Source organism: Microbacterium sp. Leaf436, assembly GCF_001424715.1.
Taxonomy (GTDB): Bacteria; Actinomycetota; Actinomycetes; order Actinomycetales; family Microbacteriaceae; genus Microbacterium.
Window position 1 is genome coordinate 515,126 of sequence record NZ_LMRB01000001.1, and the last position, 14,519, is coordinate 529,644.

Genomic DNA, 14,519 nt, shown 5'->3' on the forward strand with positions numbered 1-14,519 from the left:
GTATCGCCCGCCGTGTCCTGACCGCCGCTGCTGTCGCTGCCGTAGCTCTGTGGGCGGTGGCATCATGACCGCCGTCGTGCAGGTCATCGAACGCGATGGCGAGATGCGCGTCTCGTCCGAGGCCGTCGCCGGCGGCTCGGGTGTGCAGCACAAGAACGTCCTCGAGCTGGTCCTGTCGAACATCGAGGATCTGGCCGAGTTCGGACAGGTCGCGTTTGAAACGCGACCTGGCTACAACAACTCCACCGTCCGCTTCGCCCTCCTGAACGAGCAGCAGGCGACTCTGCTGATGACGTTCCAGCGGAACACCCCCCAGGTGCGGGAGTTCAAGAAGGTACTCGTCCGCACGTTCTTCGAGATGGGTCGCAAGCTCGCCGCGATGGCAGTGCCGCAGACGCTCCCCGAAGCTCTCCGTGCGTACGCGGCCGAGGTGGAGCAGCGTGAAGCCCTGCAGGCGAAGGTCGCCCAGGACGCCCCCAAGGTGCTGTTCGCTGACGCGGTCGCCACCGCCGACACGGACATCCTCGTCGGCGACCTCGCGAAGATCCTCCGCGGCAACGGCATCCCGGTCGGCGCGAACCGCCTGTTCGACATGCTCCGCGCGGACGGGTTCCTCATCCGCCGCCGCGGAACCGACTGGAACATGCCCACTCAGCGGTCGATGGAGCTCGGGCTGTTCCGGGTGAAGGAAACCGCTGTCACGCACAGTGACGGGCACGTCACCATCTCGAAGACCCCGAAGGTGACGGGCAAGGGTCAGGCGTACTTCGTCAACCGGTACGCCGGCCGCTTCGTGGAGGTGGCGTCGTGAGTGAGCCGCTGATGGAACCCGCGCAGTGGGAGAAGGATCTCGCCCGCGCCATCGAAGAGTTTGAGCGAGCCGCGGCGCAGCGCTGCGGTGGGTGCGGCAAGAGCAGTCGCGAGATCGCGGCCGACGCGGTACGTGCGGGGGTGGCGTCGTGAACGACTTCACCGCATCCAACGGCATCGAGATTCGCATCACCACCGACCTAGGAGGCGACAAGTACCTGCACGGCACTGTCCCAAACGAGGTGGACCAAGTCGGATTCACTCCCGAGCTGCACGCCACCGCATCCGAGAAGGGCCTCGAGGCTCTGCGTGAGTTCTTCCAGGCGGAGGCTGACGAACGGTTGGGCCGGTGGCGCTGGCCCGAGAACCCCAACTACGTCGTGTACATCGAGGACGGGTACGCCGTGGTCGTGGACGAAGCGGGACCGAAAAAGACACCGGACCGCATTGCGAGTCGTCACCTCGAAGACCCGGTGGGTTCCATCGGGTGGGGTGAGTTCGCCGCCCGGGCCTACTTCGATGCTCACCCGGAGCCGAAGCCGTGGCACGACGCCAAGCCCGGCGAGGTGTGGGAACTGACGCTTGAGGGTGAAAAACCTGCGGCGTTCTACCCGTCGAAGTCGATGAACGGGTACTTCACGCCGGTGATGCCGAACACGGGGACTACCGCCGTCAACTTCGATTGGCCGCTCATCACCGCTGGTCGCCGCATCTGGCCGGAGGTGTCGTCGTGACTGCTCCCGTGTTCCGCCCGTACCTGGTGGTCGTGGCGGGGATGGGCGCCCTGGTGGGGTTCATCGTCCTGCTGGCGGTGGTCCCGGGTGTGGCGTTCGTGGTCGCCGGGGTGACTGGGGTCGCCCTGACCGTGGTCGCGCTGCGCGGTGCGGGCCCGTTCTTCGACTGGGTGGCCCCGGATCATCCGGATGCGTTGGGTTCTCTCGACGTGGAGCGGATCACCCCACCCACCCCCTGACGCCCAGAAGCGTCACTCACCTCTTTTCATTTCCTTCACGAAGGGCACATCGTGCAGATCTTTCCGCGACCCGTTCGCACCCCCAGACCGCCCCGCCGGGAACGCCCGCAGCGCGTCATCTGGTCCCTCACCCGCAACACCAGCCCGTACCTGATCGCGAACCCTGACCGGGAGATCGCTGCTGAGGTGAACGGGTTCGCCCACTGCCCCGCATGTCGGGTCACTTACACGCCTCGCCTGTTCGAGCGGATCATGTCCCCGTCGTTCCTTCGGGCGCAACGGTGGGCGCACTCTCACAACGCGGAACGTCACCCGCGTCGGTGGCTCCGCTCCCAGCACTTCCAGGCGTCCATTCCCGCTGAAGTTCGTGAGCGGGTGGCGTCATGAGCGCCGCGCTCGAGAACGCGAAGCAGGTGCTCGCAGAGCTGACCACGCTCCATCAAGAGGGATGGTGCGCGTGCCAGTCGTCGACGCTCCCGGCTCGCGTGCAGACCGCACTTGAGGAACTGGTCGCGGCCCTGTCCACCCCGCCCGCGGACGGCGTACGCGAAGCGCTGGCGAAAATCCTGACCGGCCTCGATGACCGTGAGTGGGCCATTGCGACGGCGGACGGACACTCGCACCTGGATGGCTACTTCGAGGCTGCTGACCGCATCCTCTCTGCGTTCGAGGTCCGCCCGCGTGGGACGGTCACCGACGCCGAGGTGGACCGTGCAGCGCATGTCTTCTGGGACGCAATGCTCCGCTTCGAACCGCGTGAGGCTATGCGCGCCGCGCTCGAAGCCGCGCGGTGGGCCCGCTCGTGACTGTCGAGGTGTTCCGTGAGTCCACGGATGCCGAGCGTGACGCCGGCATCCTCTCCCACCTTCGCGAGTGGTGGCTGACGGTCGCCCGCCGCGACAAGTACACCCTCGGCCACGAAGAGGTCGACCTGCTCATCCGTGTCGCAGGTGAGCGTGACGAGCTCCGCCGTGAGGTGTGCACCGAACCGGACCCGAAGTACATCGTTCGTTCCTGCCCGTCGTGTGCGCATGAGCCGCACGGGTACGGGTTCCTCTGCAACCGCCGCACGTGCGCGTGCCGCAACGAAAGGCGCCCCGCATGACCGTCAAAACGAAGCCCGTGTGGGCGGTGGGGGATGCCCTCGTCTCCGGTTCCACCCGGTGGAAGATCACCGCCCTCAACGCGAAGACGAAGGCCGTGCAGCTCGAAGCGTTGTCGACCACGAACCACGGCATGCGGTGGACCACCACCCTCAACAACCTCCCCAGAAAGGCCGCTTAATGAGCGCCAAGACCATCACCCTTGATGCCCACGTCGCCCGCTACATCGCGAGCGCAGTTCTCCCCGCGGTGTCCCGCGACGACATCACGCCGGTCCTCACTGGTGCGCACTTCTCGATGGAAGACGGGCAGCTTCGCGTCACAAGCTCCGACCGATACCGAGCCCACACCGTCATCGTCCGCCCCAATGACCGGGTGCCCAAGGAGCTCGACGTCATCGTCCCGCGCCAGGCGCTCACGTGGATCACGAAGAACGCTGGAGTCTTCTCCCGGAGCCGCAGCCCCTACACGCCCGTCGTGCGGATGCGCTTCACGGAGGATCGGTTCCCGCCCGTGATCCGCCTCATCGTGAAGGCGCGAGACGCTGAGACCGAGCCGGTCGAAGGAAACCTGCGCACCGACTACCTCGCCTCTGTCTCCGCGATCAGCGACGGCGTGAGAGCAGCTCACATCAAGTTCACCAAGGGCGAGAACGACCGCCTCGGACCGGTCTACATCCGTTCCGGCGTGGCCGAGGCCATCCTGCAGCCCACAGGTGAACAGGCATGAGCGCCGTGCTGTCCGGTCTCGTCCCCAACCTGGACGAGGAGGTGTACCACGCACACCCTGCCCTGTCGTCGACCGGTGCACGGCAGCTGCTGAAGGCGCCGGCGAAGTTCGAGTATTTCCTGTCGCACCCGTCGCCGCACAAGAAGGCGTATGACGCGGGCACGGCGGTGCATTCGAAGGTGCTGGGTGTGGGTGCGGGGACGGTTGAGATTCCCGCGTCGGTGTTGTCGAAGACGGGCACGACGGGGACGGACGCGGCGCGCGAGTTCATCGCGAACGCCCGCGCCAACGGTGTCACCCCGTTGAAGGCGCACGAGATCGCCCACGTGGATGCGATGGCGGAGGCAATCCTGTCGAATCCGATGGCCCGGCTGCTGCTCGAGCAGGAGGGGCTTCGTGAGGCGTCCGTGTTCGGCACCGACCCGGTGACGGGTGCGGACTGCCGGTGCCGGTTCGACCTGCTCCCCACCGGTGGGGGGCGTCGTGTCGCCGTCGACCTGAAGACAGACCGCGCCGAGGCCACCCCGGTCGCGTTCGCGAAGACCGTCGCCGACCACGGCTACCACGTCCAGGACGCCCACTACGAGGACACCGCCGGGTTCGAGGGGATCGAGTACGACGCGTTCGCGTTCGTCGTCGTCGAGAAGGAACCCCCGTTCCTCACCGCGGTGATCGTCCTCGACCAGGACTTCCGTGAGATCGGGAGCGCCCGCGCGAAGCGTGCCCGGGAACTGTTCGCCATCGGCACGGAGACGGGTGTGTGGCCCGGTTACCCGGGTGAGATTCAGATCGCCCGCCCCCCGATGTGGGCCATCTACGACCACCAGGATTCGGAAGAGAGCGCAGCATGACCGACATCGCCTTGCCGACCGACGATCGTCCGTCGCGCATCCGCCGCACCGTCACCCCCGCCGCACCGATCCCGGTGGATGACGTCGCCCAGACACTCGCCGAGTACACCCGCGTCGCCCTGTCCACGGGGGCGCGCCTCGAGATCGACCCGGTCGAGTTCACCGCCGACGGTGAGACGTGGGTGCCCCTGTGGCTGAACGAGGAACCCCCCGCCGGCGCCCGAGCGACCGTGCGCCGTGACGGGGTGGAAACGATCGTCATCCGCCGCTGGGTCGAAGCCCTCCCCGGGGAGGAAGCCCTCACCGACACCGGCCGCCGCTGGATGGACATCTGGCTCGAGAACCAGACCGAGAGATTCGAGTCGTACGTCCTCCGCGCAGCCCTCGCCCGCGCTTACCCCGATGTCATCGGTGACCGGTTCGACATGGGCAAGCCCCGCGTCCCCCGCCCTGTCCCGACGGAGCCGGCTGAGGGGGAGCCCGCACCGCCGGTAACCCCCGAGCAGGCCGCTGAGGTCGACGCGGCCGTCGCCGCCCTCCCGTGGGAACCGGCGCCCGCCGGGCCCGTGCCGCGCCCGCCGTCCGCTCACATCCCGCGCCTCCACGGAGGTGCAGCATGACCCGCATCTACGTCGCCGGGCCCATGACCGGACTGCCCGAGCTCAACTACCCAGCCTTCCGCGCTGCTGCGTCCGAGCTCCGAGCCCACGGATTCGACGTCGAAGACCCGTCCGAGAACGTCAACCCCACGCCGGACGACTACCACGGGTGGCTCCGGGCAGGCCTCGCGCAGCTCATCACCTGCGACGGCGTCGCGCTCCTCCCGGAGTGGGAGAAGTCGGGAGGCGCACGGCTCGAGGCAACGGTGGGGGCGACCCTCGGTATGCGTGTGGCGCCGCTCGAGCTCTGGACGGCGGTGCAGGCATGACCAAGCCTGGTGAGTTCTCTCCTGCCACGGTGCAGCTGAGGAAAGTCGAAGAAATGTTGGCGTGGGAGCGCCGCAAGGATGACCTGACGCTGCCGCTCACCGAGACCGAGTGGGCCCAGCTTCGTGTCGACCTGCGCAACGCGTGCGCGAACCACAAGAAGACCGACCCGCTGTACGCGTACGCGGGGAGCTGCGGGCATGACGTGCCCGAGGACCCGGACGCGGAGGACGGCGTGCACCGATGGAGTGACGAGGCTGACGCGCTGCTGTGCATGGCGGCGGTGGTCGGGTACGCCTGCATCTGCCAGGACGGCTACTGCTCGCAAGAGGCATCCGCCATCGAAGCGCGCGATGACCTTTGGTATGCGGTCAGCATGCAGAAGCGCCGAGCCGACCGGTCCGCGCACCTCGCCGGCATGGTCACCAAGGTGTGGCTCGACAGCACCCTCTCGCTCGAGCAGGTGCAGGACATCGCGGCCGACTGCAGGGATGAGGCGCAGCTTGTGCGTCGAGCGGCCGAGGTAGCCAAAGCGGGCGGAGGTGACGCGTCATGACCCGCGATCCGATGGCGAAGGCTCGTCCGGCGGTGCAGTCCCGGTCGAAGGGTCGGTGCGAGAAGTGCGGACTGCAGGCGGCGACGGACATCCATCACCGGAAGCTGCGCCGCCACGGCGACCACGCCCCGGCGAACCTCGTGCACCTGTGCCGCACGTGTCACAACCTCGTCCACGACAAGGGCTACAAGGAACCCGAGTCGGGGTTCCTGTTGAAGTCGTGGGACAACCCCCGTGTGGTGCGTGTTCGTCATGCGTTGTTCGGGTGGGTGCGTCTTGATGACGCCGGCGGATGGGAGACCGCAGCATGAGCGGCCGGACTGCGAAAGAGATGGTCGAGCTGCTGCACGGGCATTACATCGCCCCCAGCAAGCCGGCAGGCGGGTACTTCGCGCCGGAGCTCACGGCTCCGAATAGCTCACGTCGTGCAGACCTGATCTGGCTGCCGCTGACGAGTCAGGAGCGGGGCCGCATCGTCGGGCACGAGGTGAAGGTCTCGCGTGCAGACGTTGTGCAAGAGCTGGCCGACCCGACCAAGGCGGACGCGTGGGCCCGCTACTGCTCGCAGTGGTGGCTGGTAGTCGCAGACCCGTCTCTTGTGGACGGCCTGACAATTCCGGACCGCTGGGGCATCATGGCGCCACCGTCGGGCCGCCGCCGTCGCAGCATGACCATCGTTCGCCCGGCGCCTGAGCTGAGACCCGACGATGCGGCGGACGCGCTCGCGACCGTCCTGGCGCGGATGTTCTTCGCCGGCGACGACGCAGAGGCGCGCATTGCTGCGGCTGAGGAGCGTGCCGAGCGCGCGAAGGCTGATGCGGGCGCCTGGAGCGAGCGCTACCACGACGCATATTCAAAGCTGAGTGCACTGGGCGAGCTCGGTTACGAGCGGGAGCTCGCACAGGACCTGATACGTGGGCTTCGGGAAGCCCGTGTCGGTGAGTTGTACCGATACGCCCGGCCGGAGACCGCGACCATCGTCGCCGCTGCACTCGACCACGCCGTCGTCGCACGGCGCACCGCCGACATGATTGCCCGACTCGACCGCGCGGTGAAGCAAGTCGGCACGCTCAGCGAGTTCGGGTCGCTCATGGAGAAGCTCACCGGGATGCGCCGACGGATTGAGTCGGAGCTCGCGGAGCTCGCAATCCCGGGGGACCAGTCATGAGTGTCATGCCTGAGTACGCGATGACCTACGCGATCTGGTGGCCCGAAGCCGGCGTGCTGAAGGTGGGTCGGGCGTGGAAGTCGCACCGGGTGGAGATGATGACCCGCTCCGGTGGTCTGGTGATTCTCCTGGCGCGTGGCACGGATGCCACGTGGGAGCGGGAGGCGCTGGCCGAGCTGGCGAAGTGGTTCCCGCGCGCGTTCCGCACGGAGGACGAGGCCAAGGGGCTGCTGTTCATGGGCCGAGGTTTCACGGAGTGCTTCACAGTCGCTGAGCATCACCTGGAACTTGCGGTCGATCTGATTTTCGAAGGGTTCGCACGAGGGAATGAACAGGGTGAGAATCCGGCAGGTCCGGCCGTCGCATTGGACGGACGCGAGCCTGCTGAAGGTGCCGTCGTACATGGCCCGGTTGACGGGGATGTGCCTCTGGGGGCTGGTGGACGACGAGGGCCGGTCGGAGTTGAGACCGGAGTTGATCGCGGGGGCAGCGTTCCCGGGGGATCCGGCGATCACCGCGTCGGAGGTGGAGACGTGGATGCTGATGCTCGACGAGGCCGGGTTCCTGACGATCTACACGGTGGCGGGGGCGACGTGGTTCGCTTTGTCGAGACCGTTGGTGACGCAACGCCCGACCGTGTCGGAGCATCCCGCACCGCCTGTTCCGGAGTCTTCCGGAGTCTTCATGGCTATGGGGGGAGCGGGGGAGCGGGCGCGGGAGCGTGTGCAGGCCGAGGGTGCGGAGCGTGCGGGGTTGTGGGCGTCGTGGGCGGTGGAGCAGGAGGGTGTCGCACCGCCGGAGAGGCCCCTGCTGTTGGACGCTCCTCCGATTGGGTGCCCGGAGCATCCGCACAACCGGTTCACCCTCGACTGCGGCGCCTGCGGCACGGCACGAAGACGTCACGACCTGTGGCTCACCGAGCAGCGGTACGCGAAACGCGTCGAGCAGTGGGAGCGATCCAATGACACGGAGGCGTGGTGAAGACCCGGAGCTCGCGTTCGCGGAGTTCCTGTACCGGGTGACGGCGCAGTACAACACGTCGGCCCTGTACCGCCGGCGGCTGCACGCCGAGTCACCCACGTCGATGAGTCGTGGGCCCCGCCCGACGTGCCCCACGAATCACCCCCACGGGGCATCGAGTAACTGCTACCAGCGCCACCGCTGTGCCTGCGAAGAGTGCCGGGTCCAGCAGGCGCGTCGCGAGCTGGGGTGGCGGAAGGGACGCGCCCACCGTGCATGGCAGGGGATTGAGGTGAAGACGTGAGCGCTCCTATTCGACCGCCTGAGCAGGTAGAGGCGTTCTGGTCGAAGGTGGATCGCACGGGCGGTGCCGAGTCGTGCTGGCCGTGGACGGCCGCGGTGAACGCTAAGACCGGATACGGGGTATTCCACCCATCTCGAACGTCGGGGTACCCGCAGACGGTGAGCGCCCATCGGTTCGCGGCGCATCTTGCCGGCGTCATCGACCTCGCCGACCCTTCTCAGCACGTTGACCACGAGTGCCACAACAACTCGGGATGTGCGCCGGGACCGTGCCTGCACCGCGTTTGCTGCAACCCAAGCCATCACCGGCGGCGCACGTCCGCGGAGAACGTGAACCGCTCGCACAACTCGAACGCACGCAAGACGCACTGCCCTCGCGGCCATGAGTACACGCCCGAGAACACCCGGGTGCAGCGGAAGACCAACACCGAGACCAGGAAGTGCATCGAGTGCGAGCGAGCTCGCGACCGTGCACGCAGCAGCAAGGAGAAGAAGTGACCGGAGAGACAGTTCTGACCGTCGTGGGGAACCTCACGGCTGATCCGGAAATCAGGTACACGCAGAACGGGCTGGCGGTGGCGAACTTCACCATCGCGTCGACCCCGCGGACGTTTGATCGTCAGGCGAATGAGTGGAAGGACGGGGATGCCCTTTTCCTCCGTGCGTCGGTGTGGCGTGAGTTCGCGGAGCACGTCGCCGGGTCGCTGGTGAAGGGTTCCCGTGTGATCGCGACGGGCCGGTTGAAGCAGCGTACCTACCAGGACCGTGAGGGGCAGAACCGGACGGCGATGGAGCTCGAGGTCGACGAGATCGGCCCCTCCCTGCGGTATGCGACGGCGACGGTGACGCGTGCAGCGTCCAACCGTGGCGGGCAGCCCGCGCAGACCGAACAGTGGGCGTCGGCGCAGCCGGGTGACTCCGATGCGTGGTCCACCCCGAGCGACGAGACGCCGTTCTGATGGCTACGTGGCAGGGCGAGTACACACTCGCGCAGTACGACGAGCTAATCCGGCTCGCCAGCATTCTCGGCTTCCAAGACGACGTGACGCATTGGGCGGCCGAACGGCAGAGAGCACTGGACAGCAACACCGACAGGAGCCCGAAATGACCGAACTCAGCCAGGCGGCGCTGGTCGCCCTCAGCCAATGGATCGACGCTGGGAATGCCGATCGCGATCCCGAGGCCCTGACCCTGCACCGTCTGATCAAGCTCACCGAGGAATCCGGCGAGGTCGTCACCGCAACTATCGGGGCGCTCGGCGCCAACCCGCGCAAGGGCGTGACGAACACCTTCGAGAAGGTGCTCGACGAACTGCTGGACGTGGCTATCACGGCCCTCGGCGCTTACGAGCACATCGACGGGCACCAGGGACGCGCGCTGGGTGAGCTCGACGGCAAGATCGTGCGCGTCGCGGAGCGCGCGGGCGTGGTGGGGAAGACGGGTCATGTCTGATCGGGGGAGGGGAGCTATGGAGACGACACCCCGTTCTGAGATGAGGATCCTGACCGTTCGTCAGCCGTGGGCATGGGCGATTATCCACGGGGGGAAGGACGTGGAGAACCGCGTACGAAACATCGCGGGAACCTACCGCGGCCCCGTAGCCATTCACGTGGCACACAACGTCGGCTCCTGGAACGAACGCGAAGCTGCACTGCAAGAGGTGTACCTGCACACCGCCCAGGAGGTGCGGCATCTGATTGCTGGCGGAGCGCGCCACGGCGGGCACATCATCGGCGTCGTCGACCTAGTGGACGTGCACGAGGGGCACAACACGGAGGAGGACAGGTTCAAGGCTGTCCGTTCCTGCTACCAGCCCCAGAAGCCGTTCGGTCCCTGCTCCAAGTGGGCACACCCGGACTCGCTTCACCTCACACTGACGAACCCGCGACCCCTGTCCGAGCCGATCCCATATACCGGCGCCCTCGGCCTCCGCCGCCTCGACGAAGACACGACCGGGCGCATCCTCGCGCAGATCGGTGGGGACGCATGAGCGACCGGGTATGTGTTCGTGGGTGCACTGTGAGGGATGTGCACTGGGCGACATGCGACAGAGCGACGAAGGTGGGGGAGAACGCATGATGGATCTGCTCGATGCGGTGGATGCGCTCACTCAGGAGCAGCATGAGCACATCGCCCAGAAGAACGATGACGGCCGTTGGTTGAAGGCGCACACGGTGAAGCACCCGTGCCTGTTGCAGCGGATGCATGACGCAGTCACGCCCTCGTCGAATCGGGATACATCGTCGGCATCGTCTGCGTCGACCCGTGCGCCACTGGACCTCGATGCCCTGTTCGAGTACGCGAAGATGACGTCGCAGATCAAGGACTGGTGCCTGATCGCCGGCGTCGCCCCGCACAAAGATCCCGTGGTGGCGCTGCGTCGGTGGTATGCGTCCCGCCTGGCGGAGAGAGACCGGGACGACGCGTGGCATGTGCGGATGCTCACCGGGTGGGCGAACCTCATCCGGGATCACCTGAACCCGCCCCGATCCTTCACTATCACCGCACCGTGCCCCGTCTGCGGGACGACCGGCTACGGGGATGCGATCAACGGCGGCGACACGTGGCCGATCGAGGTCCGCTACCGGCTCAACACGGACGGGGTGATGGCGGATGAGATCGCCCGCTGCCGGTTCTGTCAGGCGGTGTGGCAGGACCATGACGCGGTCGTGGAACTCGCCGATGAACTGAACGAGAAGGTCGGCTGATCGTATGCAATAATGAAGTGCCTTCCACCAGTCCGCCCAAAATCGGGTTGGTGAAAACCGGAAGCCCCAGTCGCTCAAGCGGCCGGGGCTTCCGCCGTTTCTGACAGGCGGGGATCGCCGGAGCGGGCCGTCCCCGCCTTTACCTTTCTCGCCCGGTGCCCCGGGTGGGATCTCGTCTCATTCGCCGCATGCTGTCATTTGACGCACGAGCGGCGCGACGCCGGCCCCGACATCTACTGCGGGCCCGCGTGGTGCACCACCTTCTGCATGTGGAGCCTTGCCGTGCGTGTGAGACGCAGACGTGATGGGTGGGGTGCTCGGGTGTGACGACCTCGAGCACCCCTACCGCAAGAGCCGGCGAGGGAGCCGCACATGAGACTCGCCCTGCTCTGCACCGCGTGTGCGATGGCTGGTGCTTCTGCTGTCCTGTTCGGGCGGCGGTCGTTCTGTCGCCTGTTGTGGTGGCTGTTCGGGAACGGGGAGTGACATGGGCACCTGCGACGCGGCGGTGGTCATCGACTTCGATTCGGTCGACTGCGACCTCGACGCTGGGCACGAGGGCATGCATGGCATGGCAGGCGAGGGCGGCCGCATCCGCTGGGAACTCGCTTCGCCGGTCGTCGTAACCGAAAGCGGCTATCCGTGCAGCGTGAACGGCAAGCCCTGCCCGTGTGGGTTCGACTCGGATGACTGCCGCTGATGCCTCGCTGTGGTGTGTGTGGTGAGCCTTCATGGGGTGTGTGTTGTGACGTGTTGATGGCGGACTTGTCTGATGAGGATGGGGACACCGTCGTGCGAGGGAGCGACTGATGGCGGCCGGAGTACCGGGCCGCACCACGGCTGCTCACCGCAAGAACCGCGCCAACCTCAAGGCCGCGGTAGCCGAGCATGACCTGCCCTGCGCTGAGTGTGGCGAGAAGATCGACACCACCCTCCCGCGCGGTCACAAGGATGCCTTCGAGTACGGGCACATCAAGTCCGTGAAGGCGTACCCCGAGCTAGCCGACGATCCCGCAAACGGTCAGCCTGAGCATCTGCGCTGTAACCGCGCGAAAGGCTCGGGCTCATCCCGTCCCGGTCTCGGCGACCCCTCCGAAGTCTGGTGACTACCGAGGGGTAGGGGTGTCCGAATCCCTACCACTAGGGCGCCGTCAGTCCACCGGGTGTGACCTGTCCCCCTCCGCGGGCTCGTGTCCCGTGTCCCACCCCCCGGGAGGTGGTCAGAATGGCCATGACGCCCGACGAGAAGCGCCGCCGTGAGCGTGAGCGCAAGGCGAAGCAACGCCAGGCCGCCAAGGAAAAAGCTCAGCTCGAGGCGTTGCCCCGAATCGGTCCTGCTGGTCGGGACGCTGGCGGGACATCGGGTGGGACAGAAGCCGGGACATCTTCGCCGCGTCTGTCGAATGAGGTGGCGGCGCTCGCGTTCGTCGAGTCGCTGGCGGTGCCGCCCTCGGCGCAGCCGCATATCGCCCTGCTGGTGACTCTGGCCCGAGATCTCGACTCCGACGCGATCGCGCAGCGGTCGGCGATCGCGCAGCGCTACGAGGAGACGATGGACCGCCTCGTCGCGGCCTCGAAGCCCATCGAGCGTGACGAGCTGGACGAGCTCCGCCGCTCCTTCTACACCGGAGGCGTGGATGACATCGACGACGACCCGGAAGCGCCCCAGCGGCGCCCAGCCCGCAAGAAGGCGTAGCGCTCGGCCGCGGCGGGTCCTGGGGCACATGGCGCCCCGTGTGTTCACCCCGCCGCGGCGTCCGCTGAATCCGCAGACCTCCGCTGGCTACGCGGCGATCATCTTTGCGATGCAGTTGCACGAGGCGCTGAAGGACACGCGTCACCGTGAGCTCGCGCCGAAGCTGAACCCGTGGCAGCGGTGGTTCCTTATCCACGCGCTCGAGCTGAACCCCGATGGCTCCTACCGGTTCAAGACGGTGCTGCTGTGGGTGGCCCGCCAGAACGGCAAGACGTTCATCGCGGCGCTGCTGATCCTGTTCCGCATGTACGTCGACGGCGATGCGATCGTCATCGGTGTCGCGCAGAAGCTGGCGACGGCGAAGAAGACGTACGAGCACGCGCAGAAGATCATCGACGCGATCCCGCGGCTAAAGCGTGAGCGCGGCAAGACGAACTCGATCAATGGCGAGCTGTGGTTCGAGCTCAAGGACGGGCAGCGGTACTGGGTCGACTCCGCCGAGAACGGCGGCCGCGGCCTCACCTTCGACCTCGTGTTCGTGGACGAGATCCTCAAGCACAAGAACTTCTCGGCGTGGTCGGCGCTGTCCAAGACCACCGCCGCACGCCGGCGGTCGCAGCTCATCGCCGCGGCCAACGCCGGCGACACGTCCGCGGTGGTGCAACGGTTCCTGCACAAGCAGGGCATGGACGCCATCGAAGCCGACGACAAAGACACCACGATCGGGCTGTTCTGGTGGTCCCCGCCGCCGGGCATGCCGCTGGACACCCCCGAGGCGTGGGCGTACTCCAATCCGTCGCTGAACTACAACCTGCCCGAGGAGAACCTCCGGGCGTACTGGATCAGCGACCCGCGACCCGTGTTCGAGTCCGAGGTCGCGAACCTCTTCGTTGACTCCTCCGTCGGCGGGCCGTTCCAGGCGGGCAAGTGGGCCGATGGGTTCGACCGGTTCTCGAAGCGCAAGGACGGCGGCGACGTCTACCTCTGCATCGAGGTGTCCCACGACCGCAGCTACGCGCACATCGCGTTTGCGACGTACCGCGAAGACGGCCTCGTGCACGTCGGCATCATGAAGTCCCGCCCCGGGACCGACTGGATCGTCGAATGGCTGCAGAGCCCCGAGCGCACCTTCACCCCGGCCGGGATCACGTTCCAGACCAAGGGTGCGCCGGTGTCCTCGCTCATCACTGAGTTCACCGACGCCGGCATCGACGTCACCGACTGGGGCGGCGCAGACCTCGGACGCGCCACCGGTCTCCTGCTCGACGGGGTGAACCTCGGCAAGATCAAGCACCGCAACCAGCCTCTGCTCGACATCGCCGCCAATACCGCGGTCATGAAGTCACTCGGCGGCGGCTACGTCGTGGACGCGAAGAACTCGCCCGGCGACGCTTCGCCGCTGTGGGGTGTGGCCGGTGCGCACTGGCTGCTGAAGAACCCCGGCGACGGCCCCTCGATCTACGAGGAGCGGGGCCTGACCACCGTCTAGGAGGACACCCAATGGCCCGACCCGACCGCCTCATCCGCTCGATGATCCGCAAGCGGTACATCGCCACCCTCGACACCGAGGAGACCTTCGAAGGTGTCCTCATCGACGTCGACGACCGTCACATCATCCTCGCCGACGTCGTCTCCCTCGCCAGCAACGGCGACCGCCTCGACGTTGACGGGCACCTCTGGCTGCCCCGACTGGGCGTCAAGTACCTGCAGACCCTGACCACCTAGGAGGTGCCCGC

24 protein-coding genes are annotated in these 14,519 nt (G+C 67.0%); all 24 read left to right on the top strand.

Annotated features, from left to right (window positions below; translation table 11 throughout):
• Positions 1-64: 64 nt before the first annotated feature.
• Positions 65-811, top strand: coding sequence for a phage antirepressor KilAC domain-containing protein (locus ASG45_RS15800; protein WP_156459330.1), 747 nt, complete (start codon positions 65-67; stop codon positions 809-811).
• Entirely contained in the window at positions 808-963 is a 156-nt protein-coding gene (locus ASG45_RS16060; RefSeq protein WP_156459331.1) for a hypothetical protein, read from the top strand. The genes ASG45_RS15800 and ASG45_RS16060 overlap by 4 nt, the downstream gene beginning before the upstream one ends.
• Entirely contained in the window at positions 960-1,544 is a 585-nt protein-coding gene (locus tag ASG45_RS02415; protein WP_055832638.1) for a hypothetical protein, read from the top strand. Before ASG45_RS16060 ends, ASG45_RS02415 begins: the two co-directional genes overlap by 4 nt.
• Entirely contained in the window at positions 1,541-1,783 is a 243-nt protein-coding gene (locus ASG45_RS02420; RefSeq protein WP_055832639.1) for a hypothetical protein, read from the top strand. The genes ASG45_RS02415 and ASG45_RS02420 overlap by 4 nt, the downstream gene beginning before the upstream one ends.
• A gap of 383 nt (positions 1,784-2,166) precedes the next feature.
• Positions 2,167-2,589, top strand: a complete 423-nt coding sequence (locus ASG45_RS02425; protein ID WP_055832641.1) for a hypothetical protein — start codon at positions 2,167-2,169, stop codon at positions 2,587-2,589.
• Complete coding sequence (locus ASG45_RS02430) at positions 2,586-2,888, top strand: hypothetical protein (RefSeq protein ID WP_156459332.1); 303 nt, start codon at positions 2,586-2,588, stop codon at positions 2,886-2,888. Before ASG45_RS02425 ends, ASG45_RS02430 begins: the two co-directional genes overlap by 4 nt.
• Positions 2,885-3,067, top strand: coding sequence for a hypothetical protein (locus ASG45_RS16360; protein WP_055832645.1), 183 nt, complete (start codon positions 2,885-2,887; stop codon positions 3,065-3,067). Before ASG45_RS02430 ends, ASG45_RS16360 begins: the two co-directional genes overlap by 4 nt.
• Positions 3,067-3,615 (top strand): DNA polymerase III subunit beta family protein, encoded by a 549-nt coding sequence (locus tag ASG45_RS02440; protein WP_055832647.1) that lies wholly within the window; start codon positions 3,067-3,069, stop codon positions 3,613-3,615. The genes ASG45_RS16360 and ASG45_RS02440 overlap by 1 nt, the downstream gene beginning before the upstream one ends.
• The gene (locus ASG45_RS02445; RefSeq protein WP_055832649.1) at positions 3,612-4,466 is read left to right on the top strand and encodes a PD-(D/E)XK nuclease-like domain-containing protein; all 855 of its coding nucleotides are present in this window, start codon (positions 3,612-3,614) and stop codon (positions 4,464-4,466) included. Before ASG45_RS02440 ends, ASG45_RS02445 begins: the two co-directional genes overlap by 4 nt.
• Entirely contained in the window at positions 4,463-5,086 is a 624-nt protein-coding gene (locus ASG45_RS02450; protein ID WP_055832651.1) for a hypothetical protein, read from the top strand. The genes ASG45_RS02445 and ASG45_RS02450 overlap by 4 nt, the downstream gene beginning before the upstream one ends.
• On the top strand, positions 5,083-5,394 hold the full coding sequence (locus ASG45_RS02455) for a DUF4406 domain-containing protein (protein WP_055832653.1): 312 nt from the start codon (positions 5,083-5,085) through the stop codon (positions 5,392-5,394). The genes ASG45_RS02450 and ASG45_RS02455 overlap by 4 nt, the downstream gene beginning before the upstream one ends.
• Positions 5,391-5,948 carry a hypothetical protein gene (locus tag ASG45_RS02460; RefSeq protein ID WP_156459333.1) on the top strand — a complete coding sequence of 186 codons (558 nt, stop codon included), beginning with the start codon at positions 5,391-5,393 and terminating at the stop codon, positions 5,946-5,948. Before ASG45_RS02455 ends, ASG45_RS02460 begins: the two co-directional genes overlap by 4 nt.
• Positions 5,945-6,259, top strand: a complete 315-nt coding sequence (locus ASG45_RS02465; RefSeq protein ID WP_055832656.1) for an HNH endonuclease — start codon at positions 5,945-5,947, stop codon at positions 6,257-6,259. The genes ASG45_RS02460 and ASG45_RS02465 overlap by 4 nt, the downstream gene beginning before the upstream one ends.
• A complete protein-coding gene (locus ASG45_RS02470; protein ID WP_156459334.1) occupies positions 6,256-7,116 on the top strand; it encodes a hypothetical protein in 861 nt (286 codons plus the stop codon). The genes ASG45_RS02465 and ASG45_RS02470 overlap by 4 nt, the downstream gene beginning before the upstream one ends.
• Positions 7,117-7,452: 336 nt before the next feature.
• Entirely contained in the window at positions 7,453-8,097 is a 645-nt protein-coding gene (locus ASG45_RS02475) for a hypothetical protein (protein WP_156459335.1), read from the top strand.
• A 776-nt stretch (positions 8,098-8,873) separates the two neighbouring features.
• Positions 8,874-9,338 carry a single-stranded DNA-binding protein gene (locus tag ASG45_RS02480; RefSeq protein ID WP_055832661.1) on the top strand — a complete coding sequence of 155 codons (465 nt, stop codon included), beginning with the start codon at positions 8,874-8,876 and terminating at the stop codon, positions 9,336-9,338.
• A gap of 145 nt (positions 9,339-9,483) precedes the next feature.
• On the top strand, positions 9,484-9,831 hold the full coding sequence (locus tag ASG45_RS02485; protein WP_055832663.1) for a MazG-like family protein: 348 nt from the start codon (positions 9,484-9,486) through the stop codon (positions 9,829-9,831).
• A 16-nt stretch (positions 9,832-9,847) separates the two neighbouring features.
• Positions 9,848-10,369, top strand: coding sequence for an ASCH domain-containing protein (locus ASG45_RS02490; RefSeq protein ID WP_200943381.1), 522 nt, complete (start codon positions 9,848-9,850; stop codon positions 10,367-10,369).
• Between the two features lie 85 nt (positions 10,370-10,454).
• Positions 10,455-11,087: a DUF7341 domain-containing protein gene (locus ASG45_RS02495; RefSeq protein ID WP_055832667.1), complete on the top strand. Its 633-nt coding sequence runs from the start codon at positions 10,455-10,457 to the stop codon at positions 11,085-11,087.
• Between the two features lie 487 nt (positions 11,088-11,574).
• Positions 11,575-11,787: a hypothetical protein gene (locus ASG45_RS02500; protein ID WP_055832669.1), complete on the top strand. Its 213-nt coding sequence runs from the start codon at positions 11,575-11,577 to the stop codon at positions 11,785-11,787.
• A gap of 109 nt (positions 11,788-11,896) precedes the next feature.
• Positions 11,897-12,193 carry an HNH endonuclease gene (locus tag ASG45_RS02505; protein ID WP_055832670.1) on the top strand — a complete coding sequence of 99 codons (297 nt, stop codon included), beginning with the start codon at positions 11,897-11,899 and terminating at the stop codon, positions 12,191-12,193.
• Positions 12,194-12,312: 119 nt separating this feature from the next.
• Positions 12,313-12,783: a hypothetical protein gene (locus tag ASG45_RS16065; protein ID WP_156459336.1), complete on the top strand. Its 471-nt coding sequence runs from the start codon at positions 12,313-12,315 to the stop codon at positions 12,781-12,783.
• Positions 12,784-12,892: 109 nt separating this feature from the next.
• Positions 12,893-14,272, top strand: a complete 1,380-nt coding sequence (locus tag ASG45_RS02515) for a terminase large subunit domain-containing protein (protein WP_055832672.1) — start codon at positions 12,893-12,895, stop codon at positions 14,270-14,272.
• A gap of 11 nt (positions 14,273-14,283) precedes the next feature.
• Positions 14,284-14,508 carry a hypothetical protein gene (locus ASG45_RS02520; RefSeq protein WP_055832673.1) on the top strand — a complete coding sequence of 75 codons (225 nt, stop codon included), beginning with the start codon at positions 14,284-14,286 and terminating at the stop codon, positions 14,506-14,508.
• Positions 14,509-14,519: the final 11 nt, after the last annotated feature.